The following is a 24,611-nucleotide window of genomic DNA, read 5'->3' as shown; positions in this document are numbered from 1 at the left end:
CCACCGAATGCGTCGTCATTCGGTGGTCTCGCCACCGACCGGCGCAATATGTGGCAGATCCACCGCTCAGCGCAAGCGGGTGATCTCGACCGCCACGAACAGCTCGGAGCCGCCCGACGTCGAGAAGATGCCGCGCAGGGGCGGGCTGTCGCCGTAGTCGCGACCCTTGGCGACCACGACGTGGCGCGGTCCGGGCGCGATCGCGTTGGTCGGGTCCCAGCCGACCCACTCGCCGTCCCACCACTCGATCCAGGCGTGCGACTCGCCTGCGGTCGCCTCGCCGATCACGGGGTCCGGCGACGGGTGCAGGTAGCCCGAGACGTAGCGCGCCGGGATGCGCGCCTCGCGCAGCACGCCGAGCGTCAGGTGGGCGAAGTCCTGGCACACGCCGTTCTTGCTGTCCCACGCGTCAGCTGCGGTCGTGGTGACCTCGGTGCTGCCGCGTACGTACGCGACCTGGTCGTGCAGGAAGCCAGCCGCGGCGAGGGCGTAGTCGCCCGGCGTCGAGGCCGACGCCCGGATGTCGGCAAGATCGGTGAGCAGAGCCGGCGACGGCGCGACCCACGACGAGAGCTCGAGGAACTCGCAGTAGTCGTCCTGCACCGCCGGCAGGTCCTCCCACGAGACACCGTGCGGCCTGACCGGTACGTCCTGGGTCTCGACCGTCGACGTGGCCACGACGGTGAGGTCGGTGTGCGGGTCGTGCACCTCGAACGACGTCACGGTGGTGCCCCAGTAGTCGCGGTACTCATAGCTCCACGGCGTCGGGCTGATCTCGAGCCGCGAGCGCAGGACGTACTGCTCCGACGTCGTCATCGGCGTCATGCGGGCCTCGTTGAACGACGCCGCCGCGCCGCGCTCGTAGTGATAGCCCGTCGTGTGCCGGATCCGCATCTGCATGCTCTGCTGCGTCGGGCTCACAACACCACCCCGCCGCTCCAGGTGTGCTCCTCGTACTCGGCGAAGTAGCGCGCCGTCACGGCATCGCTGGCCGCGGCGCAGCTGCGCTGAAGCCGCTCCATCTCCACCGGGAGGTCGAAGACGATGTCGGCGAGGGGGCGGTACTCCAGCTCGGTGCGCGCCCGGCCGAGCAGGCGCTGGGCCTCGTCGCTGAAGCCCGTACGTTGGCCGCTGCGCTCGAGCTTGGTCAGCGCCTTCTCGGCCTGCGCCAGGGACGACACGATCGAGCGGGGGAACCAGCGGTCGAGCAGCAGGAACTCGGCGGCCTGACGGTCGGCCTCGATGCCGCGATAGGCGCGGATGAACGACTCGTACGCTCCGCAGGCGCGCAGCGTCGTGGGCCAGGCGACCTGCGGGCCGGACGCCAGCGCGGCGGTCGAGAGCAAGCGGGCGGTCATGTCGACCCGCTCGATGCTGCGGCCGAGCATGTAGAACTGCCAGCCCTCGTCACGCGTCATCGTCGAGTCGGCGATGCCGGAGATCATGGCGGTGCGGTTGCGAACCCACGCGAACATGTCGGGCGAGCGCATCGCGCGAGCCGTCGGCAGGCCGCGCCACGTCGTGTTGATCGCGGCCCAGATGTCGGTCGAGAGCGTCTCGCGCGCACGCCGGGCACTCTCGCGGGCGGCACCGATGGCCGCGGCGATCGAGACGGGTGAGTCGGCGTTGTGGGCGAGCAGGTCGAGGATCATCCAGCGGTTGGGGTTGCCGACGTACTCCTCGACGCCCATGACCGAGAGCAGCTGTTCGCACGACGTGCGCTCGTCCATGCCGGGGTCCTCGATCAGGACCTGCATCTGGACGTCGAGGATGCGGGCCGTGTCGTCGGCGCGCTCGAGGTAGCGGCCGATCCAGAACAGCGACTGCGCGATGCGGCTCAGCATGACGAGCCCTCGTCCTCGTGTGCCTGCTGCTGCTGTTGTTCCTGCACCTGCACCTGGAGGTCGGTCGGGTCACCGTCGATCGCGGGTCCCGCGGACTGGGGCGTGCCGGCGACGCGGCTCGCTGCGGGTGCGCCCTCGCCCTCGTCCTCCGGGTCGGTCGGGCTGGCCAGGACCCAGGTGTCCTTGGACCCGCCGCCCCGGCTCGAGTTGACGATCAGCTCGCCCTCAGGAAGCGCGACGCGCGTCAGGCCGCCGGGCAGCACGAACACGTCGTCGCCGTCGTGCACCGCGAACGGCCGCAGGTCGACGTGCCTCGGGCGTACGCCGTCCTCGACGAGCGTGGGCACGGTCGACAGCGAGATCACCGGCTGCGCGATCCAGGCGCGCGGGTCGAGCAGGATCTTGCCGCGCAGCTCGTCGAGCTCCTCGCGCGACGCCGCCGGACCGATCACGATGCCCTTGCCGCCCGACCCGTCGACCGGCTTGAGCACGAGCTCGTCGAGGCGGTCCAGCACCTCTTCGCGCTGCTCCGGCTCGCCCATGCGCCAGGTGTCGACGTTGCGCAGGATCGGCTCCTCCGACAGGTAGTAGCGGATGAGGTCCGGGACGTACGTGTAGAGCAGCTTGTCGTCGGCGACCCCGTTGCCGACCGCGTTGGCGATCGTGACGTGACCGGCGCGGGCGGCGTTGATGATGCCGGGGACGCCGAGCGCGGAGTCGGCACGGAACTGCACGGGGTCGAGGAAGTCGTCGTCGATGCGGCGATAGATCACGTCGACGGGCTCGAGGCCGTTGGTCGTCCGCATCATGACCCGGCCGGACCGGCACACGAGGTCACGGCCCTCGACGAGCTCGACCCCCATGGTGCGGGCGAGCAGCGTGTGCTCGAAGTAGGCCGAGTTGTAGACGCCGGGCGTCAGCACGACGACCGTCGGGTCGCTGACGCCGGCGGGCGCGGCCTTGCGCAGGGCCGCGAGGAGCTGCTGGGAGTACTGCGACACCGGGCGGATGCGGTGGTCCGCGAACACCTCGGGCAGCGCGGCCGACAACGCCCGGCGGTTTGTCATGACGTACGAGACGCCGGACGGCACCCGGACGTTGTCCTCGAGCACGCGGAAGTCACCGTTGCCGTCACGGATCAGGTCGACCCCGGCGACGTGCACACGCACACCGTTGGCCGGCTCGAGCCCGGCGACGACGCGATGGAAGTGCGGCGAGGTCATGACGGTCGCCCGCGGCACCACGCCGTCGGCGAACAGCTCGCCGGGCCCGTAGGCATCGGCGAGGAACGCCTCGAGCGCGAGCACCCGCTGGCGTACGCCGCGCTCCACGTGCTCCCAGTCCGCGGCCTCGATCAGGCGCGGGACGATGTCGAGCGGGAACGGCCGCTCCTCACCCGCGACGCCGAACGTGACGCCCTGCTCGAGGTAGGACGACGCGAGCGAGTCGGCGCGCAGCCGGATCTCGTCGGCGCCCATCTTCTCGAACGACGCATGGATGGTCCCGTAATTCTCGCGAACAGTGGAGAAGCCCAGCCCGTCGAGATCTGGACCCATCATTTCGTCGAACCCGACGACCGGGCCGTAGCCGTCGAAGAGCTCGGGGATGTCCACGCGTCCACCGTAGGACAGATTTGCTAACGGCGTGTTTCGGCCCCGGCCGTCCGCCCGGCCGGGGCCGGTGGTCCTAGTGCGCCGGACCCGCGGGCTGGTCGGCCTTGGCCGGCAGGAGCAGCGACAGCGCGATGACGATCACGCCGAACACCGCGCCGGCGACGAACGCCCACTGCAGGCCTCCCACGAACGCCTCGTGGGCCGTCGACCCGCCGGACGCCAGGCTCTTGGAGCGGTTCTCGAGGATGACCACGAGGGCCGCGGTGCCGACGGCACCCGCCACCTGCTGCAGCGTGCCGAGGATCGAGCTGCCGTGCGAGTAGAGCTCTGGCGGCAGAGCGCCCAGACCGAGGGTGAACACCGGGGTGAAGATCGACGCCAGGCTGACCATCAACAGGATGTGCAGGCCGAGCAACAACGCATAGGGGGTGTCGGCGTCGATCACGCGGCTCATCGTGAACAGCGCGACGACCATCAGGATGGAGCCGGGGATCACCAGCGGCCGTGCGCCGACCTTGTCGTAGAGCGCCCCGACGCGCGGGCCGAGCAGTCCCATGGCCAGGCCGCCCGGCATCACGAGCAGCCCGGTCTGGATCGCCGACAGCCCGCGCAGGTCCTGCAGGTAGAGCGGCAGCAGGATCATCGAGCCGAGGAACGCCATGAACGCGGTCGACATCAGCGCGAGGGTCACGGTGAACGTGCGGTGCTGGAACGCGCGCAGGTCGAGCAGTGGGCTGCCGACGCGCTGCAGGCGGAGCTGCCAGAACGTGAACAACGCGACGAGGGCTGCGCCGACGCCGATCAGCAGCGTCAGCTGGCCGGCGCTGCGGGCGCCGACCTCGCTGAGCCCGTAGACCAGCGCGCCGAAGCCGAGCGCCGCGACGACGACGCTGAACCAGCTGACCGGTGCACGGTTGGTCTCGCCGACGTTCTTGAGGTGGCGCAGGCTGAGCACCGAGACGATGACGGCGATGGGCAGCATGAACGCGAAGATCAACCTCCACGTTCCGAGGTTGAGGATGAGACCGGAGACCGCCGGACCCATCGCCGGCGCGACCGAGATCGCCAGCATCATGTTGCCCATGACGCGGCCTCGGGCCTGCTCGGGCACGACGGTCATGACCGTCGTCATGAGCAGCGGCATCATCACCGCGGTGCCGGCGGCCTGGACCGCGCGCCCGACGAGCAGCAGCTCGAAGATCGGCGCCGTGCCGCAGATGATCGTGCCGATCCCGAAGGTCGTCATCGCGATCGTGTAGGCGGTGCGCGTGGTGACGCGCTGCAGGAACCAGCCCGTGATGGGGATGACTGCCGCCATCGTCAGCATGAAGATCGACGAGATCCACTGTGCCGTGCGCGCCGTCACCTCGAAGTCCGCCATCAGGCGAGGCATCGCGTTGATCATGATCGTCTCGTTGAGGATCACGACGAACGTGGCGGCGACCAGGAGCTTGATGACGAGCGGGGTCTTCTCCACGTCGACGGTGTCGTCAGGAGCTGGGCCGAAGTCGGCCTCGAACTCGTCGAGCTCGGGGCCTGTCGACGCCTCGGGAGTGCCCTCGGTGTGCGCGGTCATGGCTGGTCCTTCGGTTCGATGTGCTGGGGGCCGGTCGACCACCCTCACCTGTACGACGAATGAGTGGTCACCATTTCGACATGCGGGTCAGACATTTCTTGACCGGCGTGGCATGCCCACGTGCAACCACTCTCGTTCGGCGGGCATTCCGAGTGGTCGACACTAGTTGAGATTCGACTTCTTCGGACCATTTGCCTGCGACGACGGCTACGCTTTCGCTCAGAAAGGGGCCGGCCGATGGCGGATGCATACGTCCTGGTGCTCAACGCGAGCTACGAGCCCCTGCAGCGCGTCTCGATGCGGCACGCGATCAAGATGCTGGTGCGCGAGGTCGCGGTCATCGAGGAAGAGGCCGGCGGCTCGTTCGGGCCGTTTCCCGTCCCCAAGGTCCTGCGCCTCGTCCGCTACGTCGTCACCCGGTGGATGCATCGACGCTCCAACCTGTGCACCAAGAGCGCGATCAAGGCCCGCGACAAGATGTGCGCCTATTGCGGTGGCCGCGCCGAGACCGTCGACCACATCGTGCCGCGCAGCCGCGGCGGGACGCTGACGTGGGACAACGCGGTCGCCGCGTGCGTACGCTGCAACCACCGCAAGGCCGACCGCACCCCCGCCGAAGCGGGCATGACCCTGCTGGTCACCCCGAGGCAACCCCAGTTCCTGGTCGTTGCCTAGAGCCCGACGCTCTCGTAGATGTCGTCGAGGGCATCGAGGTACGCGCCCTGGTCGTCGCCGACCTCCTGCTCGACCTCCTTGGCCTTGGCCTGCACCTCGTCGGCGACCTGCTCATAGCGGGCGTTCCACTTCTCCGCCTCGATCTGCCAGTAGCCGCACGTGTAGAAGTCGGCCTGCGGCCAGCCCAGCCCACGACGCAGATGGCGGCGCACCGCGCGGCTCGCCCGTGCCTCGCCGGCGAGCCAGACGTAGCGATCGTCGGCGGGCAGCTCACGCGACGTCACTGCCTCCGCGAGAGCGTCGCAGATGTCGGTCTCGCGGCCGACGACCTGCCAGGTGATCTCCACGTCGGCGGGACTCGGGAGCGGGATCTCGTCGCCGGCGTCGCGGAGCACGATGACGACCTCGGCCTGCTGGTCCGGCTCCAGCCCGCGCAGGATCCGCGCCACCGCCGGCACTCCGGTGATGTCGGCGACCAGCAGCTGCCAGCCCACCCCGGCCGGGGCGGCATACAGCCCGTGTGGCTCGATCAGCCCGACCCGGTCGCCCGGCCGGCACGTGCGCGCCCAGTCCGAGCCGACGCCCTCGTCGTGCAGGGCGATGTCGAGGTCGATGCGGGTCTCGCCGTCGACGACTCGATGGTCCGAGACCGTGTAGACCCTCGACTCCGGCTCGACGCCGCCCTCGGGCAACGTGACGTTCCAGTCCTCGTCGATCTCCGGGATCGCCAGCTCGGCACCTGCGGGCGGGATCAGCACGCGCACGTACTCGTCCGGCACGCCGGTCGACACGAAGCCTTCGACACCGAGTGTCACGGTGACCAGGTGGGCGGAGAGTCGGCGGCGGCCCAGCACCGTGGCGGCGTACGTCTTCACTGTCGGTCCCCTCGTCGGCTGCACAAACTTAGGTCAGCCTAACTTACCGCCGGTTGGTAGCGTGGCCGGGTGACGTCAGCTCCCCGCCCAGGGCCCCTCAGTGTCCGGCCCATCAGCTCCTCGGAGCACCTCGACTTCATCCGGAGCCGGGCGTCGGTGAGCTTCCTGCAGACCCCCGCGTGGGCAACGGTCAAGAACGAGTGGCGGGGCGAGTCGATCGGCTGGTTCGACGGCGGCGCCCTGGTGGGGGCCGCACTCGTGCTCTACCGGCAGCTGCCGCGGGTCAAGCGCTACCTCGCCTACCTGCCCGAGGGTCCCGACATCGACTGGACCGACCCCGACCTCGGCCGCTGGCTGACGCCGCTCGCCGCGCACCTCAAGCAGCAGCGCGCGTTCGGCATCCGCATGGGCCCCCCGGTCGTCTCGCGCCGCTGGCACGCCGCGACGATCAAGCAGGCCATCGCCGATCCCGTGCTGACGACACTGTCCGACGTACCCGCGGACGTGCGCGACGACGACGCCCTCGCGGTCGCCACGACCCTGGCCGGGCTCGGCTGGAAGGAGCTCCCGACCGAGAACGGGTTCTCCGCCGGCCAGCCGAAGTTCAACTTCCAGATCCCCCTGGCCGACCGGTCCGAGGCCGACGTCCTCGCCGGCATGAACCAGCAGTGGCGGCGCAACATCAAGAAGGCCACCAAGGCTGGTGTCGAGGTCGTACGCGGTCAGCGTGGCGACCTGGCGGAGTTCCACCAGGTGTATGCCGAGACCGCCGAGCGCGACCACTTCACGCCCCGGCCGCTGTCGTACTTCGAGCGCATGTGGGATGCGCTGACCGCCGAGGAGCCCGACCGCCTGGTGCTCTACCTCGCGCGCCACGAGGGCGACCTCGTCGCGGCGACCACGATGGTCCGCGTCGGCCAGCACGCCTGGTACTCCTACGGCGCCTCGACCACGGCCAAGCGTGACGTCCGCGGCTCCAACGCGGTCCAGTGGCAGATGATGCGCGACGCCATGGCCGCCGGCGCGACGGCGTACGACATGCGTGGCATCACCGAGACGCTCGACCCCGACGACCCGCACGTCGGACTGATCCAGTTCAAGGTCGGCACGGGTGGCGAGGCCGTCGAGTACGTCGGCGAGTGGGACCTGCCGCTCAACCGCGCCCTGCACCTCGGCTTCACCCAATACATGAAGAGGCGATGACGTGACCTTCGAGCTGGACATCGATGCCGAGCGCTGGCGCCGCGGCCTGCGGGCCGTCGTCGAGAGCACGCCCGGCATCGTCCCGGTCATCAAGGGCAACGGCTACGGTCTCGGCCGCGACCTGCTCGCCACCGAGGCCAAGGAGCTCGGGCTCGACGTCATCGCGGTCGGCACGTACGCCGAGGTGCCCGCTGCGCTGGCCGCCTTCGGTGGCGACGTCATGGTGCTGACCCCGTGGCGACCGTTCTTCGCCGACGTGATCCACGACGAGCGGGTCATCCACACGGTCGGCCGGGTCGAGGACATCGCAGCACTGGCCGCGGGGCCCGACCCGACGGCGCGCGTGCTGCTCGAGGGCGAGACGTCGATGGCGCGGCACGGCCTCGACCGCCACGAGCTCGCCGCCGCCGTGGCGGCCCTCGGTGACCTGCGCGTCGAAGGCTTCGCGATCCACCTCCCGATGGCTGGCACCAACCTGCGTGAGGCCGAGAACTGGGCTGCCGCGCTCGAGACCTCGCAGGTCGAGACCACGACGTTCTACGCCTCACACCTGACCGCGGCCGAGCTGACGATCCTGCGCGAGCGCCGGCCGCAGCTCGACATCCGGCCCCGCATCGGCACCGGGCTGTGGCTCGGTGACCTCGGCGCGCTGAGCGTACGCGCGACGGTCCTCGACACCCATCTCGTGGCGCGGGGCGAGCGGGTCGGCTATCGGCAGCGGCCCATGCCGCGCGACGGAGCACTGCTGATCATCTCCGGCGGCACCAGCAACGGCATCGGCCTCGAGGCGCCCAAGGCGTCGGCCGGTGTCGTGCAGCGTGGCAAGTCACTTGCCAAGGGTGGCCTGGAGGCGGCCGGCTTCTCCCTCTCGCCGTTCACGATCGACGGCAAGCAGCGCTGGTTCGCCGAGCCCCCGCACATGCAGGCGAGCATGGTCTTCCTGCCCGCCTCGGCGCAGGCACCTCAGGTCGGTGACCGCGTCGACGTGGCGGTGCGGTTCACCACCGCCACGTTCGACGCCATCAACCTTGTCTGAGGTCTTCCTCCAGCTCATCGTCCTCCGGCCGGCGCAGGCCGAGGAGTCCGGCCAGCGGTAGCAGGAACACCCAGCCGTTGTTGTCCGGCAACGTGCACCGCGGATCGTCGAAGATGTTCCAGCTGCCGCCGGCTGCCTCGCACGCCGCCCGGTTCTGCTGCGGATCTGTCGGTTCGGGCGTGACACAGGTGTTGGTCTTGGGATCGAGCACCTGCGGCGGGTCGCACGTCACCGGAGTCGTCGGCTCACAGCCCAGGTTGCCGTCGGGCTGCTCGTTGNGGGCCACACCGCTCCTGCGTCGGGGTCGGCTTCGGCTTGGCGACGCACTTGGTCTTGCTGGAGTTGAGCTGCTCGTCGCTCGCACACTTCGGCGGCGGCTTCTTGTAGGTCGTGCCCTTGGTCGACTTGATGTTCGCCGCCTTNGGGGAACGTTCCACAGTCCGTGCCCTCGAGCGCGGAGTTCATGTAGGCCTGGAACGTCTTGGCCGGGATCTGGCCACCGAAGAACGGGACCATGTAGCCCTCGAGGTCACCGTTGCCGAGCTTGCCGCGGTTGTACATGACGGCGGTGGCGAGCTTGGGCGTGTAGCCGGCGAACCACGACGAGGACACGTGCTGCTTCTCGGTGGGTCCCGCGGTCGCAGTGCCGGTCTTGCCTGCCGTCGGGCAGATCGTCTTGGCGTTCGAGCCCGTGCCCGCGGTGCCGGAGTTGACGACCTTCTGCATCGCCGAGATGGTGTCGGCGGCGACGTCCTTGGGGATCGTCTGCTCGGTCTTGACCTTGTGCTTGTACTCGGTCTTGCCGTGGACATCCTTGACCGACTCGATGACGTACCACTCGGCCCGCTTGCCCTGGGCCGCGATCGTGGCGTAGGCGTTGGCCATGTCGACGGGCGCGACCGGCTCGATGCCGAGCGGCGTGACGAGCGGCGGTCCGTCCGACCTCAGCCGGTCGAGCGGGCCCGACGGGATACCGGCCTGCGCGGCGGCCTGCAGCGTCTTCTCCGGCCCGTCCGTCATCTGGTCCATGAGGTCGACGAACGCGGTGTTGATCGACTTCTGCGTCGCGAACGACAGTGGCACGCTGCCGAACGACTCACCGCCACTGTCGCCCTGGTTCTCCGTCACGGCCTTGCCGTTGATGATCAGAGGCGAGGCGCCGTTGAGCTTGGTCTTGAGGCTGTAGCCGTTCTCGAGGGCCGCGACCACGGCGAACGCCTTGAACGTCGAGCCCGGCTGGGTCCTCTCGGTCGCCCAGTTGAACTGGTTCTTGAGATAGTCGCGGCCGGCGTACATCGCCTGCACCGCGCCGGTCCCCGGCTTGATCGAGACCAGGGACTGGTGGAGCTCCTTCTTGCCCGCCGGACGGAAGGCCTTGATCGCCGCGATCGCGTCCTTCTGCTTGCGGTAGTTGAACGTCGTGGTGATCCGCAGGCCGGCGCCGTCGACCTCCTGCGGCGTGAACTCCAGGCCGTCCATCTTCTCCTTGACGAGCTGGAGGAGATAGCCCTTGGAGCCACTGAACCGGTTGACCTCACGCTTGGGGGCGAACTTCGGCAGGTGGTCGCTGAACTTCGACGCCTGTTCCTGCGTGATCGCGCCGTCCTTGACCATGCCGGCGAGCACGTAGTTGAAGCGGGGCTGGATGCGGTCCTTGGCACCCTCGGCGTACGGGTCGTAATAGGTCGGGCTGTTGATGATCGTCGCGAGGAACGCCGACTGCGCGTAATTGAGCTGCGAGGCGGGCTTGTCGAAGTAGGTCCTCGAGGCCACCTCGACGCCGTAGGCGCCGTTGCCGAAGTAGATCGTGTTGAGGTATCCCTCGAGGATCTGCTTCTTGCTCAGCTGGTTGTGGATCTTGATCGAGAGGATCGCTTCCTTGACCTTGCGCTTGTAGGACTGCTCCTGCGTCAGGTAGAGGATCTTGACGTACTGCTGCGTGATCGTCGAGCCGCCGCCCTGGATCTGGCCGCTCGTCGCGTTGTTGCGCGCGGCGCGGATGATGCCCTTGATGTCGATGCCGCGATTGGTGTAGAACGTCCGGTCCTCGGCGGCGATCGCTGCGGCCTGCATCGAGGCCGGGATGTCCTCGATCCCGATGCTCTCGCGGTCCTGCGTCGCGAACGTGCCGAGCACGTGCTTGCCGTCGGAGTAGTAGACCTTGGTCGTCTGGGTCTGGAACGCCGCGTTCTCGCTCGGGATGCTGATGCTGCGGTAGAGGATGAAGAACGTCGCCGCGAGGAACACCACACCCAGCACGCCCAGCAGGGACACCCAGCGGATCGTCTTGAGCCACCAGGGGCCACGACCGCCGATCTTGCGGGCGAAGGCCTTGAGCCTTCCGCCGCCCGCGTCAGGGCTCGCTACTTTCTTTCGCTGTGCTGGCAAGGGTCCGTCTACCTCCATGGGGATCCCGGAATCGGATCCGTCAACGACCAAGTGTGCCGAACCTACCTGAGGAATGGTTAATCGACCGGGGTGCGCGTGGCCTGGGTCACCTCGACCGGGGTGTTGCCGATACACCGATTAGATGTATCGTTCCGATATACGAACAAACGGCACTCTTTGTCAGGACAGGTAGATGACACGACGCGGCGCGGCACTCGAGGTGGCGGTCCTTGGACTGCTCCACGATGCCCCGATGCATGGCTACGAGCTGCGCAAGCAGGTCAACGCCCTGCTCGGCTGGGGTCGCATCCTGTCCTACGGCACGCTCTACCCCGCACTCAAGGCACTCGGCAAGGACGGCTACATCGTGGCCGACGAAGCCGTGACGCCCGAGGCGCGGGGCCGACGGGCCAAGATCGTCTACAAGCTCACCGCCGAGGGCAAGGAACACTTCGCCCAGGCACTCGAGGACTCCGGTCCGTCGACGTGGGACGACGAGACGTTCGGCGTACGGTTCGCATTTTTCGCGCGCACCGATGCCGCCTCGAGGGTTCGCATCCTCGAGGGACGACGAAGCCGGCTGGAGGAACGACTCGACAACGTCCGCAAGGCAGGACAGCGGAAGCGGGACCGGGTCGACGCCTACACGTTGGAGCTGCAGCGGCACGGCCTGGAGTCGGTCGAGCGCGAGGTCACCTGGTTGACCGAGCTCATCGACCGCGAACGCTCCGGCGGCTATCCCGAGGCAGACAGCACGACCAGCACAGACCTCAACACGACCGAGAAGTGAACACATCAATGAAGGAGAACCCATGGGTTCGGTACGCGTAGCAATTGTGGGTGTGGGCAACTGCGCCACGTCCCTGATCCAGGGCGTCGAGTACTACAAGGACGCTGACCCCGCCGGCAACGTCCCCGGGCTCATGCACGTCGAGTTCGGTGAGTACCACGTCAAGGACATCGAGTTCGTCGCCGCGTTCGACGTCGACGCCAAGAAGGTCGGCTTCGACCTCTCCGAGGCGACGCAGGCCAGCGAGAACAACACGATCAAGATCGCCGACGTGCCGCCGACCGGCGTCATCGTCCAGAAGGGCAACACGCTCGACGGACTCGGCAAGTACTACCGCGAGACGATCGAGGAGTCCGACGCTCAGGCGGTCGACATCGTCCAGGTCCTCAAGGACACGCAGGCCGACGTCCTCGTCTCCTACCTCCCGGTGGGCTCCGAGGAGGCCGACAAGTTCTACGCGCAGTGCGCGATCGACGCCAACGTCGCGTTCGTCAACGCCCTGCCCGTGTTCATCGCGTCCGACCCCGAGTGGGCCAAGAAGTTCGAGGACGCCGGCGTCCCGATCATCGGCGACGACATCAAGAGCCAGGTCGGCGCGACCATCACCCACCGCGTGATGGCCAAGCTGTTCCAGGATCGCGGCGTCGTCCTCGACCGGACGTACCAGCTCAACGTCGGCGGCAACATGGACTTCAAGAACATGCTCGAGCGTGACCGCCTCGAGTCCAAGAAGATCTCGAAGACGCAGGCCGTGACGTCGAACCTCGACCACGACCTCGGCGCCAAGAACGTCCACATCGGCCCGAGCGACTACGTCCAGTGGCTCGACGACCGCAAGTGGGCCTACGTACGCCTCGAGGGTCGCGCGTTCGGTGACGTCCCCCTCAACCTCGAGTACAAGCTCGAGGTCTGGGACTCGCCCAACTCCGCCGGCATCATCATCGACGCGATCCGCGCCGCGAAAATCGCCAAGGACCGTGGCATCGGCGGCGCCCTGCTGTCGGCCTCGTCCTACCTGATGAAGTCGCCCCCGGAGCAGCGTCCCGACGACCTCGGTCGCGAGATGCTGGAGAAGTACATCGCGGGTGAAGTGGAGCGCTGACGCTCGCTGAACGGTGAAGGGCCGGTCCCATGGGGGCCGGCTCTTCGTCATGCCCGGAGCAGCCGGGTGAGAGTCGTGCGCAGGATGGCGGTCGCCGCATCCGCGTCGAGCCCGAGGTCGTCGCGCAGGCTCGACCAGGCCGGCCAGCTGGACGCGGCGAACAGCGCATCGGCCAGGACCGTGCGGTCGGTGCCGGCCTCGTCGAGCTCACGGCCGAACGTCGCGTCCAGGTCCTGCAGGGCCCGCTCGACGTGCTCGTGCCGGCTCCGCTGCAGCGCCGCCGAGAACGGCTCGCCGAGCGCGGACGAGCGGGCCGCCGGAGCGATGTGCTCGAGGCGGCTGACCCGCTGGGTGCAATAGCGGTCGATCCGGTCGGCCAGTGGCAGGTCGGGGTCGATCGGCCGGCGCAGCGCTGCGTCGGCGTCGAGCCAGTAGGCCGTCGTCGCCTCCAGCAACGTCTCGAGGTCCTTGAAGTTGAGCCAGAGCGTACGCAGCGACACCCCGGCTCGCTCGGCGATGACCTTGGCGGTCGGCTTGAGCACGCCCTCGCGCAGGAGTCCGGCGTGCGCCTCGACGATCGCGTCGCGCGTACGCTCCCCGCGCGCGATCCGCCCGTCGCTGTGCCGCTCGGTCATCAGCTACGCGCTGCCCAGAACGCCTTGAGTGCCTCGGTCGCGTCGGCCTCGCTCAGCGGGCCGCGATCCATCCGGAGGTCGAGCAGGAACCGGTAGGCCTCGCCGACCTCGGGCCCTGGAGGGATGTCGAGGATCTTCATGATCTGCGCGCCGTCGAGATCGGGCCGGATCGAGCTGAGCTCCTCCTGCTCCGCCAGCACCGCGATCCGCTGCTCCAGCTCGTCGTACGTCCGCTGGAGGCGCATCGCCTTCTTCTGGTTGCGCGTCGTGGAGTCCGCGCGGGTCAGGATGTGCAGGCGCTCGAGCTGGTCACCGGCGTCGCGGACATAGCGGCGGACGGCCGAGTCGGTCCATTCGCCCGAGCCGTAGCCGTGGAACCGCAGGTGCAGCTCGACGAGCGTCGCGACCTGGTCCGTCACGTCGTTGCTGTAGCGGAGCCCCCGCATGCGTTTGCGGACGAGCTTGGCGCCGACGACGTCGTGGTGGTGGAACGTCACGGTGCCGCCTTCGGCGAAGCGGCGGGTCTTGGGCTTGCCGATGTCGTGCAGCAGCGCGGCCAGGCGGATGACGAGGTCGGGCTGCTCCTCGAGCCGGCCCTCGAGTGCGATCGCCTGCTCCAGCACGGTCAGCGAGTGCTCGTAGACGTCCTTGTGACGGTGGTGCTCGTCGCGCTCGAGGATCAGCGCCGGCAGCTCGGGCAGCATCTGCGCCGCCAGCCCGGTCTCGACCAGCAAGCGCAGGCCGGCGACGGGGTGGGCACCGAGGATGAGCTTGTTGAGCTCGTCGCGGACACGTTCGGCCGACACGATCTCGAGGCGGGACGCCATCTCGGTCATCGCCGCCGCGACCTCCGGCGCCGCCGTGAAGCCGAGCTGTGACACGAAGCGGGCGGCCCGCATCATGCGCAGGGGGTCGTCGCTGAACGACTGCTCCGGCGTGACCGGCGTGCGGAGCAGCTCCTCGTCGAGGTCGTCCTGACCGCCGAAGAGGTCGACGAACTCTGCCGAGGGCAGCCGGATCGCCATGGCGTTGACGGCGAAGTCGCGGCGGGACAGGTCGCCGTCGAGCGAGTCGCCGAACTGGACCTCAGGCTTGCGGGACGCGAGGTCGTACGCATCGCTGCGGTAGGTCGTGATCTCGAGGTCGTGACCGCCCTTGCGGAGCCCGATCGTGCCGAACTCGCGCCCGACGTCCCACATCGCGTCGGCCCATGATCCGGCGATGCGCTCGATGTCGGCGGGGCGGGCCGAGGTCGTGAAGTCCCAGTCGTTGCCAGGCCGGCCCAGCACCGCGTCGCGCACGGGACCGCCGACGATGGCGAGCTCGTGGCCAGCGGCCTCGAACAGCGCGCCGACCTCGGCCAGGAACGGATTGGCGTCGAGGATGCCGTCGATCCTGGCCCGGCGTTCGGGGGTCAGCGTGGACGTGGGCACGAGGACATACTCTATCGGCCCGCGATCTGGTGCTTGAGCCCGTCGAAGGACATGCTTTCGACGGGCCGGGGGACTGCAGCACGTACGTCTAGCATGTTCGGGTGAGCAGCCCCCGTCGTCGCGTCCTCGTTGCGCTGCTCGCGACGATCCTCGCCATGCTCGCGGTCCCGGGCCTGCCCGCGCACGCGGCCGACAAGAACCCCCAGCTGTCGGTCAGCATCCAGTCGCTCAGCCCCAGCCGGCTCGGCGCGGGATCGACCGTCACGATGACCGGCACCGTCACCAACCACGACGGGCACGCCTGGACCAACGTGCAGGCCTATCTCGTCATCCCCGCGGTGCCGTTCACCACGAGGTCACAGGTCGAGGACGCGATCGACAACGGCGACGCCTACACGGGCGTGCGCGTCGTGGACGCCGGCGCGTTCGACGACCTCGGCGACCTCGCTCCCAAGCAGACCCGGCGATTCTCGGTCAGGGTGCCGTACGACCAGCTGCACATCAGCGGCGCCGAGGGGGTCTATCCCGTCGGGGTGCAGATCCTCGGCACCGACACCGGCGGTGAGCGCAGCAACGACGCGATCGCGCGGGCGACGACATTCCTGCCACTCGTGTCCGGCGGCCACCAGCGCGTCGCCGCCTCGGTCGTGTGGCCGTTCCTCATGCCCAACCGTCGCGGCTACAACGGCGACTACGTCGACACGACCGGTCTGCTCCGCGACGTCTCGGCCGGTGGCCAGCTGCGCAACCTGCTCGACCTGGCGGCCAGCACCAGCGGGAGGGCCTCGACCGCCCTTATCGACCCAGCACTGCTCGTCGGCGTCGACGACCTGGTTCGCGGTCGCCGGCTGCCCGAGGGGGTGACGCTGACGCCCGAGCAGAAGGCCGAGGCGCAGCGGTTCCTCGACGACCTGCTGGCGTTCACCCGGCGACAAGGCTCGTGGGTGCTGGGCTTCGACCGCCCGGACGTGCTCGCCCTGTCGAACAACCCCGACCTCGAGGTGCCGCTCAAGACGGCCATTGACCGGGCGACGGACTCGGCCCTCACGACGTTCCAGCTGTATGGCCGCCAGGTGTCGTGGCCGAGCATGCACGGTGTCACCGCGAGCCTGCTGCGCGACCTGCGTGGCTCCGGCGACAGTCCGGTGATCGTCACGTCCGACGCGCTCCCGAGCTGGGACCGGCGTCTTGGCTCGGTCGTCCAGTACGTGACGCCCAACGGCCCCATGCCCCTGCTCGTCACCGACGTCCTGGACGCCGGCGTGCCCGGCCAGGACTCCGTGGTGACGCTCCGTCAGCGCATCCTGAGCGAGGCGGCACTGGCGACGTTGCAGCGCGAGATCGACCCGAAGTCCCGTGCCGATGCCATCACGATGGTCGACCCGCGATGGAATCCCGGACCACAATGGGCCGCCGGCCGGCTCTCCGCCGCCTTCGAGGCACCGTTCACCTCGCCGACCAGCCTCGAGTCGATGCTGACCCGGCCGTTGACCAGCTACAGCGGCAAGGTCGCGGCCGCGACCGATCGGCCGCTGACCCGCGCCCAGCTCAAGGCCGCCGCGCGTATCGTGAGCAGGGGCAGTGCGCTCAGCTCGGTCATCCCGCAGAGCGACGAGGTCGACGACGCGTTGGCCCAGGACGTCGCGAGCGTCCTCGGCATCCGTTGGCGCGAGAACCCCGGCACGGGCACCGCGATCGCCAAGAAGCTCGCCAAGGAGGCCGGGGCGGAGCTCGGCAAGATCAAGATCAAGGCGCCGGCGTCCGTCACGCTGTCGAGCTCCAAGGGTGGCTTCCCCATCACGATCCGCAACGACACGGACGAGGCGATCCGGGTCGGTGTCTCGCTGGACTCCAGCAACCCGGCGCTGAGCATCCCGGACGTCAAGCCCGTCGACATCGGCGCCGGCGAACGGCGCACGCTCACGGTCGACATCGACCTCGGCCGGCAGAACACCACGTCCCTGACCGCCCGCCTGAAGTCGACCGACGGCAAGACGATCGGCCAGCCGTCTGAGTCGTTCAACGTCCGGTCCAGCAAGATCGGCGTCGTGCTGTGGGTCGCCATGGGCGTCGCCGCGCTGCTGGTGCTCGCCGCGCTCGTACGCCGCTTCAGCCGGCGTCGCAGGCGCACCCGCGTCGCGTCCGAGCGCCCGGCGGACGACGATGACTGACCAGACGATCGCCAGAGCCAGCGCCTGGATGGCGCTCGGCACGGTCGTCTCACGGGTCACCGGACTGCTCCGGGCGGTCCTCCTCGCCGCGGCGATCGGCACGCAGGCCAACGCCGACCTGTTCGACATCGCCAACACGATCCCCAACTCTCTCTACATCCTCCTCGCCGGTGGCGTCTTCAACGTCGTCCTGGTGCCCCAGCTCGTACGTGCGATGAAGACCGACGAGGACGGCGGCAACGCGTACGCCAACCGGGTCATCACGCTCGGGCTCCTCGTCCTCGGCATCGGCACGGTCGTCCTCATCGCGCTGGTGCCCTACCTCCTGCACGTCGTCTACGACTCGAGCCTGTTCGCGCCGGGCTTCGGTCCGCAGCGCGAGTCCGCGCGCCTGCTGATGCTCCTGTGCCTGCCCCAGGTCTTCTTCTACGGCGCGTTCGTGCTCACGGGTCAGGTGCTCAACGCCCGCGGCCGTTTCGGCCCGATGATGTGGGCGCCGATCGTCAACAACGTCGTCGCGTGCACCGTGATCGTCACGTACGTCCTCGTGTTCGGCGCCAGCAGCGGCGTCGGCGGGTTCTCGACCTCCGAGTCGCTGCTGCTCGGCGCCGGATCCACCGCGGCGATCGCCCTTCAGGCCCTCGTGCTGGTGCCCTACCTGCGCAAGGCCGGATTCCGCTTCCGGCCTCGATTCGACTTCCGGGGCGTCGGCCTGGGCAAGACCCTCAAGCTGGGTGCCTGGACGCTGGCGTTCATCATCGCCAACCAGATCGCGTTCATCACGGTCAACAAGATCGCGACCAAGGGCACCCTCGAGGGCGCCGCTGAGGGCAAGGGAGCCGCCGGTTCGACGGTCTACGGCCTCGGGTTCCTGATCAGCCAGTTCCCTCACGGCGTCATCACGGTGTCGCTCGCCACGGCGGTGATCCCCACCCTCGCCGCCCTCGCCACCGACCGGCACTATCGACGGTTCCGCATCGAGCTCGGCCGCACCGTACGCATCGCGCTGTCGATCGTCGCTCCCGTCGCCGTGGCGCTGCTCTGCCTCGGCCAGCCGGCCACCGCCGTCGCCGGCGGCATCGGCTCGCTCGGTGGCCAGACGATCCCGATCGGCCACACGATCCAGGCGTTCTCGCTGGCCATGGTCACCTTCACGATCCACTACCTGATGCTGCGCGGCTTCTACGCCAACGAGGACAACCGCACGCCGTTCTTCATCCAGGTCGTCATCGCCACGGTCAACATCGGCCTGGCCTACAAGCTCGCGATCAGCGTCGAGCCTGACCGGGTCGCGATGATGCTCGCGCTGTCGTACGGCATCGCCTACCTCGTCGGATCGATCCTCTCGGCATCGCTGCTGGCGTTCGCCGTCGGCAACGTCTTCGACTGGGAGATGCTCGTCTTCCTCCTGCGCCTGATCGTGGCGTGCGCCCTCGCGGCCTTCGTCACGATGGGCTTCGCGCACGGGCTCGACACCGCCGGCATCGAACCGGCACGCGCCGTGGGTGGTGCGATCACGACGCTCGTCGCCGGCTTCGCCGGTGGCGTCACCTACGTCACCGCGGCCCGCGTGCTCGGCATGGACCAGCTGACGTACGTCGTCGACACCCTGCGTCGCCGAGGCTGATTCACCTGTCGCAGCTCGCCTTGCGGACTAGCATGGAAATCAGTCCGAGAAAGGGTGTTGATGAGCGAGAGGCGGCTGCTGGCCTCCGGTGATGTGCTCGCGCACCGCTACGAACTCCAGGACCTCGTCAACGAGAAGCTCGGGTCCACCACGTGGCGCGCGCACGACCAGGTGCTCAACCGCAACGTCGGCATCGAGATGCTGTCGAGCGCCGATCCCCGTGCCGACCACTTCCTGCAGGCCGCCCGCGAGTCGACCTCGGTCACCGATCCCCGTTTTCTCCGCGTGCTCGACCTCATCCAGGAGGAGCAGCACCATCACCTCGTGGTCCGCGAGTGGGCCCGCGCCTTCCCGCTCGACCAGCTCCTCGCCCAGTCTCCGCTGCCCAACCGGCGCGCCGCGACGGTGGTCGCCGAGGTGGCCGAGGCCCTGGCCAACGCCCATGAGCACGGCGTCTATCACCGCCGCCTCACGCCGCACCAGGTGCTGCTCAAGCAGTCCGGCGCCGTCCGCATCGTCGGTCTCGGCGTCACCACGGCGCTGTCACCTGTCGGTCGCCAGGACTCACTCGAGGACCTGCAGGGCTACGAGCAGCTCGACGTCCAGGCACTCGGCAAGCTGCTGTACGCCTGTCTGACGAGTCGCTGGCCCGGCGCCCACGTCGACGGCCTCAATGCCGCGCCGACCGAGCACGGCCGCCTGCTCCGCCCCCGGCAGGTGCGCGCCGGGGTCTCCCGCGACGTCGACACGACGTGCGACCGCATCCTCGGCACGCCTCCGCGCAACCATGCGACGCCGCTCCGCAAGGCGGCCGACATCGCCCGTACCCTCCGGCTGTCCGGCGAGGACGACGATCTCCACGACGACCAGCCGAGCCTTGCCAGCATGTCGTCGCCGGACCTCCTGCGCCTCGACCCGGTGATCGTTCCCGGCGGGCCCCCGCCAGGCCTGGAGCCGCCACGTCGCCGCCCCAAGGCGTACGAGCCGGCGCCTCCGACGACGCTCGAGCGCGGCAAGGAGCGGGCCAAGCGCGCCGCCAAGGGCGATCGCGGTCTCGTGCTGCTCGGCGTGATCGGCGCGCTCGTCATCCTGACCGTGCTCGCGTTCCTCGTCGGCCGGTCCTCCAACAACGGCAAGGCCGACCCGATCGAGCGCGACAGCCCGCTGCGCGTCCTGCCGATCCAGCGGGCCGGCGACTTCGATCCTCAGGGCGAGGACGACAGCGAGAATCCCGAGGAGGCACGCCTCGCGATCGACGACAAGCTCTCGACCGGGTGGCAGACCTCCCGCTACTTCGGCTCGGCGGATCTCGGCGGGCTCAAGGACGGCGTCGGCATCGTCCTGGACCTCGGCGGTCCGCGTGAGGTCGACTCGCTCAGGCTCCAGCTCGAGGGGCAGCCGACGAGCTTCTCGATCTTCGCCTCGTCGGCCAGCACGACCAAGGTCCCGTCAGCACTTCGCGGGCTGCGCCGCGTCGCTGCGGTCAACGACGCCGGCACTGACGCGAGCGTGTCGCTGGAGTCCGGCATCCTCACGCGCTACGTCGTCGTGTGGCTGCGATCGCTGCCCGAGGTCGGCGACGGGGAGTTCCGTGGCGAGATCCGCGAGGTCGTCATCCGCGGCCGCTCCTGACGCGCCCGGGACGGTGTGGGTCACGGGAATGCGCAACACCTACTATTCGTTGATACCCGTACCACGATCAGAAGGCTTTTCATGAGCGACTCAGTCCGCAATCTCATCATCATCGGTTCGGGCCCCTCCGGCTACACCGCGGCCGTCTACGCCGCCCGCGCCAACCTCGAGCCCTTGGTGTTCGAGGGCTCGGTCACCGCCGGCGGCGCGTTGATGAACACGACCGACGTCGAGAACTTCCCGGGCTTCCCCGACGGCATCATGGGCCCCGACCTCATGGACAAGCTCCGTGCCCAGGCCGAGCGATTCGGTGCCGAGCTCATCAGCGACGACGTCACGGCTGTCGACCTCACCGGCGACATCAAGACCGTCTCGCTGGCCGACGGTACGACCTACCGTGCGCATGCCGTCGTACTCGCCATGGGCTCGGGCTACCGCAAGCTCGAGGTCGAGGGCGAGGACCGGCTGTCGGGTCACGGGGTGTCCTGGTGCGCGACGTGCGACGGCTTCTTCTTCCGCGAGCAGAACATCGTCGTGGTCGGCGGTGGCGACTCCGCGCTCGAGGAGGCGACGTTCCTGACGCGCTTCGCGTCCAAGGTCACGATGGTCCACCGCCGCGACCAGCTGCGTGGCTCCAAGATCATGCAGGACCGTGCGTTCGCCAACGACAAGATCGCGTTCGAGTGGAACGCCGAGGTCGCCGAGCTGCACGGTGAGGACAAGCTCGAGGGCATCACGCTGCGCGACACGGTCACCGGCGAGCTGCGTCGCATCGACGCGACCGGCCTGTTCATCGCGATCGGCCACGACCCGCGCTCCGAGCTGCTCAAGGGTCAGGTCGAGCTCGACGACGAGGGCTACGTCCTGGTGCAGCCCGGCTCGACCGCGACCAACCTGCCCGGCGTCTTCGCCGCCGGCGACCTGGTCGACCACACCTACCGGCAGGCGATCACCGCGGCCGGCACCGGCTGTGCCGCATCCCTGGACGCGGAGCGCTACCTCGCCGATCTCGAGCACGCCGGCGCGCCCGCTCCGGCCGCTGCCCTGGTGGAATAACCACCGCCCACCGACGTTGAACCCACCACAGACCTGAAGGAGAAACCCATGGCAGACATCACCGCCGTCACCGACGCCGACTTCGACGAGAAGGTGCTCAAGGCCGACGGCCCCGTGCTCGTCGACTTCTGGGCCAGCTGGTGCGGCCCGTGCCGCCAGCTCGCGCCGATCCTCGAGGAGATCGCCAAGGAGAAGGGCGAGAAGCTCACGATCGTCAAGATGGACGCCGACGCCAACCCGGTCACGCCGGCCCAGTACCGGGTCACCGGACTGCCGACCATGAACCTCTACTACAAGGGCGAGGTCGTCCGGTCCATCGTGGGTGTACGCCCCAAGAGCGCGATCCTGAGCGAGCTCGAGGAGCACGCCAGCTAGTCAGCAGCTGCTGCACAGAGAAGCCCCGGTGAGTTGATTACCGGGGCTTCTTGTTGCTTAGTCGATTTGTCGACTTGTGTCTTTAGCTCTTCTTGGGGTCCATCAGGTCGACGATCCGCTCGAGGTCCTCAAGGGTCGCGAACTCCACGGTGACCTTGCCCTTGGATCGCCCGAGGTCGACCTTGACCCGGGTGTCGTAGCGCTCGGACAACCGCGCCGCCAGGTCGGCCAGTCGGGGGGCCGACATCTTGGGAGACTGGCGCACAGCCGGACGCTTGGCACTCTCCGGGCCGACGGTCACGATCTCCTCGAGGGCCCGCACCGACAGTCCTTCGGCCACGACGCGGGTCGCGAGGCGGTCCTGGATCTCCGGGTTGGCGACGCTGACCAGGGCCCGGGCGTGCCCTGCCGACAGGACGCCGGCGGCCACCCGGCGCTGGACTGCTGGCGACAGCTTGAGCAGCCGCAGGGTGTTGCTGATCTGAGGACGGGACCGGCCGATGCGCTCGGCCAGTTCGTCGTGCGTGCAGCCGAAGTCCTCGAGCAGCTGCTGGTAGGCCGCTGCCTCTTCCAGCGGGTTGAGGTTGGACCGGTGCAGGTTCTCCAGCAGGGCGTCGCGGAGCAGGTCCTCGTCCGAGGTGTCGCGGACGATCGCACCGATCGACTCGAGGCCGGCCTTGCCACTGGCCCGCCAGCGCCGCTCCCCCATGATGAGCTCGTAGCGGTCCTTGGCGACCTCGCGCACCACGATGGGCTGGAGCAGTCCGACCTCCTTGATGGAGTGGACGAGCTCGGCCATGTGGTCCTCGTCGAAGACGTGACGTGGCTGCCGCGGGTTGGCGACGATCTGGTCGAGGGGGATCTCGGCGAACCTGGCGCCGTCGATCTCCTGGAGTCCTGAGGCCTTCGCCTCCGCCGGGCTCGACGGAATCAGCGACTCGAGCCCGCGCCCCAGTCCGCGTCGTGTGCTCATCCCTGTGCCTCCTGCCGGTCGGCGACGGTGATCTCCCGCGCGGCCTCGAGATAGGACAGCGCGCCGGACGACGAGCCGTCGTACGTGATGACGGACTGCTGATAGCTCGGTGCCTCCGAGATCCGGACTGAGCGCGGGATCGCCGTCTTGAGCACCTTGTCGTTGAAGTGAGTGCGTACCTCTTCGGCGACGCCGGCCGAGAGCCGCGTACGTGCGTCGTACATCGTCAGCAGGATCGTGGAGATCTCGAGCTTCGGGTTGAGGTGCGAGCGGATCAGCTCGATGTTGCGGACCAGCTGGCCGAGGCCCTCGAGCGCGTAGTACTCGCACTGGATCGGGATGAGCACCTCACGGCCGGCCACCATCGCGTTGACGGTCAGCAGACCGAGTGACGGTGGGCAGTCGATCAGGACGTAGTCGATGCGGTCCCCGGCGTCGGCGCAGTCACGCAGGTAGGCCTGCAAGGCACGGTCGAGTCGCGACTCACGGGCGACGAGCGAGACCAGCTCGATCTCGGCACCGGCCAGGTCGATCGACGCCGGCAGCACCGTGAGTCCCTCGATGTCGGGGCAGGGCTTGATGAGCTCGTCGAGGTCCGTGCCGTCGACGATGGCTTCATAGACGCCGGGGGTGCCCTCGGCATGTGGCACGTTGAGCGCGGTCGAGGCGTTGCCTTGGGGGTCAAGGTCGATGACCAGGACGCGCAACCCCTTCATCGCGAGCGCCGCCGCGACGTTGACGGTCGTCGTCGTCTTGCCCACGCCACCCTTCTGGTTCGCCACCACGAACACCCGAGTCTCGACTGGCGGGTCGAACCGGGGCGTGGCTGAAGCGCGACGCACAAGGGCGATGTGCTCCTCGACCTCCGACGCCAATGGGGTTGAGTCGTCGTGCGAGGGCACGGGCACCCGGTAGTTGGATGCGGTTGCCGGACCCGGCGGAGGTGGTGTCGTTCCGCTCATGCCGTCACCTCCCAAGATTGGTTTCACGTGAAACATGCTGATGGTCGTACGGGTCCGCGCTCACGTGCTGACCTCGACGACCGTCGTCGGCACCTCGCCGTTGGCGTACGTCGCCACCACGATAGTCGTCGCACCGAGCCGGTGAAGGGTCGCGGTTGCGGCCGTCACCTCATCCTGTGCCGTGCGGCCCTTGAGGGCCAGCAGGACCCCGCCTTTGCGAACCAGCGGGAGGCACCAGCGGCCGAGCTTGTCGAGCGCAGCCACCGCGCGCGCCGTCACCACGTCGTACCTCTCGTGAACCTCCTCGGCCCGAGCACGAACCACGCGTACGTTGTCCAGGCCCAGCTCTGCGACGACGTCGTCGAGGAATCGAGTGCGACGCAGCAGTGGCTCAACCAGGGTCACGGTGAGGTCGGGCCGGGCGATGGCCCAGACCAGTCCGGGGAGCCCGGCGCCCGTGCCGATATCGGCGACCGTCGCGTTCTGAGGGACCCGGGGGACCACGACAGCGGAGTTCATGATGTGCCGGTCCCAGATGCGCGGAACCTCGCGAGGGCCGATCAGCCCCTTCACCACGCCATCAGTTGCCAGCAGGTGCGCGTACTGCTCCGCCAGTGGGAGGCGAGAAGCGAACACCCCCGCCGC

General features: G+C 68.8%; 21 protein-coding genes. 10 read left to right on the top strand and 11 right to left on the bottom strand.

Going from position 1 to position 24,611, the window contains the following annotated elements:
- Positions 1–66 precede the first annotated feature (66 nt).
- From ASC61_RS07145 to ASC61_RS07130, 4 genes are all read right to left on the bottom strand, one after another.
- Positions 67–921 carry a transglutaminase family protein gene (locus ASC61_RS07145; RefSeq protein WP_200935399.1) on the bottom strand — a complete coding sequence of 285 codons (855 nt, stop codon included), beginning with the start codon at positions 919–921 and terminating at the stop codon, positions 67–69.
- Positions 918–1,844 (bottom strand): alpha-E domain-containing protein, encoded by a 927-nt coding sequence (locus ASC61_RS07140; protein WP_056210640.1) that lies wholly within the window; start codon positions 1,842–1,844, stop codon positions 918–920. The genes ASC61_RS07145 and ASC61_RS07140 overlap by 4 nt, the downstream gene beginning before the upstream one ends.
- Complete coding sequence (locus tag ASC61_RS07135) at positions 1,838–3,457, bottom strand: circularly permuted type 2 ATP-grasp protein (protein ID WP_235503507.1); 1,620 nt, start codon at positions 3,455–3,457, stop codon at positions 1,838–1,840. The genes ASC61_RS07140 and ASC61_RS07135 overlap by 7 nt, the downstream gene beginning before the upstream one ends.
- A gap of 73 nt (positions 3,458–3,530) precedes the next feature.
- Positions 3,531–5,033, bottom strand: coding sequence for an MDR family MFS transporter (locus tag ASC61_RS07130; RefSeq protein WP_082530515.1), 1,503 nt, complete (start codon positions 5,031–5,033; stop codon positions 3,531–3,533).
- Positions 5,034–5,270: 237 nt separating this feature from the next.
- On the opposite strand from ASC61_RS07130, the gene ASC61_RS07125 reads away from it, so the two are divergent.
- Positions 5,271–5,708, top strand: coding sequence for an HNH endonuclease (locus ASC61_RS07125; RefSeq protein ID WP_056210639.1), 438 nt, complete (start codon positions 5,271–5,273; stop codon positions 5,706–5,708).
- Here the strand turns inward: ASC61_RS07125 and ASC61_RS07120 are convergent.
- Positions 5,705–6,583: a siderophore-interacting protein gene (locus tag ASC61_RS07120; protein WP_056210638.1), complete on the bottom strand. Its 879-nt coding sequence runs from the start codon at positions 6,581–6,583 to the stop codon at positions 5,705–5,707. The genes ASC61_RS07125 and ASC61_RS07120 overlap by 4 nt on opposite strands.
- A 69-nt stretch (positions 6,584–6,652) precedes the next feature.
- Between ASC61_RS07120 and ASC61_RS07115 the strand changes: the two genes are divergently transcribed.
- A complete protein-coding gene (locus tag ASC61_RS07115; protein ID WP_056210637.1) occupies positions 6,653–7,786 on the top strand; it encodes a lipid II:glycine glycyltransferase FemX in 1,134 nt (377 codons plus the stop codon).
- A 1-nt stretch (position 7,787) separates the two neighbouring features.
- A complete protein-coding gene (locus ASC61_RS07110) occupies positions 7,788–8,822 on the top strand; it encodes an alanine racemase (protein WP_056210636.1) in 1,035 nt (344 codons plus the stop codon).
- A gap of 423 nt (positions 8,823–9,245) precedes the next feature.
- Here the strand turns inward: ASC61_RS07110 and ASC61_RS07100 are convergent.
- On the bottom strand, positions 9,246–11,210 hold a 1,965-nt coding region (locus ASC61_RS07100), incomplete at its 3' end, for a transglycosylase domain-containing protein (RefSeq protein ID WP_235503506.1).
- Positions 11,211–11,403: 193 nt separating this feature from the next.
- Between ASC61_RS07100 and ASC61_RS07095 the strand changes: the two genes are divergently transcribed.
- Positions 11,404–12,000, top strand: a complete 597-nt coding sequence (locus ASC61_RS07095) for a PadR family transcriptional regulator (RefSeq protein WP_056210633.1) — start codon at positions 11,404–11,406, stop codon at positions 11,998–12,000.
- Between the two features lie 22 nt (positions 12,001–12,022).
- The gene (locus ASC61_RS07090; protein WP_056210632.1) at positions 12,023–13,102 is read left to right on the top strand and encodes an inositol-3-phosphate synthase; all 1,080 of its coding nucleotides are present in this window, start codon (positions 12,023–12,025) and stop codon (positions 13,100–13,102) included.
- Positions 13,103–13,149: 47 nt separating this feature from the next.
- Here ASC61_RS07090 and ASC61_RS07085 read toward each other — a convergent pair whose 3' ends face one another.
- Together ASC61_RS07085 and ASC61_RS07080 are read right to left on the bottom strand one after the other, a co-directional pair.
- On the bottom strand, positions 13,150–13,737 hold the full coding sequence (locus tag ASC61_RS07085; protein ID WP_056210631.1) for a TetR/AcrR family transcriptional regulator: 588 nt from the start codon (positions 13,735–13,737) through the stop codon (positions 13,150–13,152).
- Complete coding sequence (locus ASC61_RS07080) at positions 13,737–15,170, bottom strand: CCA tRNA nucleotidyltransferase (protein WP_082530512.1); 1,434 nt, start codon at positions 15,168–15,170, stop codon at positions 13,737–13,739. Before ASC61_RS07080 ends, ASC61_RS07085 begins: the two co-directional genes overlap by 1 nt.
- Before the next feature lie 101 nt (positions 15,171–15,271).
- Here ASC61_RS07080 and ASC61_RS07075 point away from each other — a divergent pair, with 101 nt between their 5' ends.
- From ASC61_RS07075 to trxA, 5 genes are all read left to right on the top strand, one after another.
- Positions 15,272–17,341, top strand: a complete 2,070-nt coding sequence (locus ASC61_RS07075; RefSeq protein WP_056210629.1) for a DUF6049 family protein — start codon at positions 15,272–15,274, stop codon at positions 17,339–17,341.
- Positions 17,334–18,968 carry a murein biosynthesis integral membrane protein MurJ gene (murJ, locus tag ASC61_RS07070; RefSeq protein WP_056210628.1) on the top strand — a complete coding sequence of 545 codons (1,635 nt, stop codon included), beginning with the start codon at positions 17,334–17,336 and terminating at the stop codon, positions 18,966–18,968. Before ASC61_RS07075 ends, murJ begins: the two co-directional genes overlap by 8 nt.
- Before the next feature lie 60 nt (positions 18,969–19,028).
- Positions 19,029–20,600: a protein kinase family protein gene (locus tag ASC61_RS07065; RefSeq protein WP_056210627.1), complete on the top strand. Its 1,572-nt coding sequence runs from the start codon at positions 19,029–19,031 to the stop codon at positions 20,598–20,600.
- Positions 20,601–20,681: 81 nt separating this feature from the next.
- Complete coding sequence (trxB, locus tag ASC61_RS07060) at positions 20,682–21,656, top strand: thioredoxin-disulfide reductase (RefSeq protein WP_056210626.1); 975 nt, start codon at positions 20,682–20,684, stop codon at positions 21,654–21,656.
- 48 nt (positions 21,657–21,704) lie between these two features.
- Positions 21,705–22,031, top strand: coding sequence for a thioredoxin (gene trxA / locus ASC61_RS07055; protein ID WP_056210625.1), 327 nt, complete (start codon positions 21,705–21,707; stop codon positions 22,029–22,031).
- Positions 22,032–22,113: 82 nt separating this feature from the next.
- On the opposite strand, the gene ASC61_RS07050 is transcribed toward trxA, so the two are convergent.
- The 3 genes from ASC61_RS07050 to rsmG are packed head-to-tail and all read right to left on the bottom strand — an operon-like array spanning position 22,114 to position 24,602.
- On the bottom strand, positions 22,114–23,004 hold the full coding sequence (locus ASC61_RS07050; protein ID WP_056210624.1) for a ParB/RepB/Spo0J family partition protein: 891 nt from the start codon (positions 23,002–23,004) through the stop codon (positions 22,114–22,116).
- On the bottom strand, positions 23,001–23,966 hold the full coding sequence (locus ASC61_RS07045; protein WP_157439405.1) for a ParA family protein: 966 nt from the start codon (positions 23,964–23,966) through the stop codon (positions 23,001–23,003). The genes ASC61_RS07050 and ASC61_RS07045 overlap by 4 nt, the downstream gene beginning before the upstream one ends.
- 60 nt (positions 23,967–24,026) lie before the next feature.
- Entirely contained in the window at positions 24,027–24,602 is a 576-nt protein-coding gene (gene rsmG, locus ASC61_RS07040; protein ID WP_056210623.1) for a 16S rRNA (guanine(527)-N(7))-methyltransferase RsmG, read from the bottom strand.
- Positions 24,603–24,611 lie beyond the last annotated feature (9 nt).

The organism is Aeromicrobium sp. Root344 (assembly GCF_001425755.1).
Classification (GTDB): Bacteria; Actinomycetota; Actinomycetes; order Propionibacteriales; family Nocardioidaceae; genus Aeromicrobium.
The sequence above is the reverse complement of the archived record's forward strand: the minus strand, read 5'-3'. Positions and strand labels throughout refer to the sequence as shown.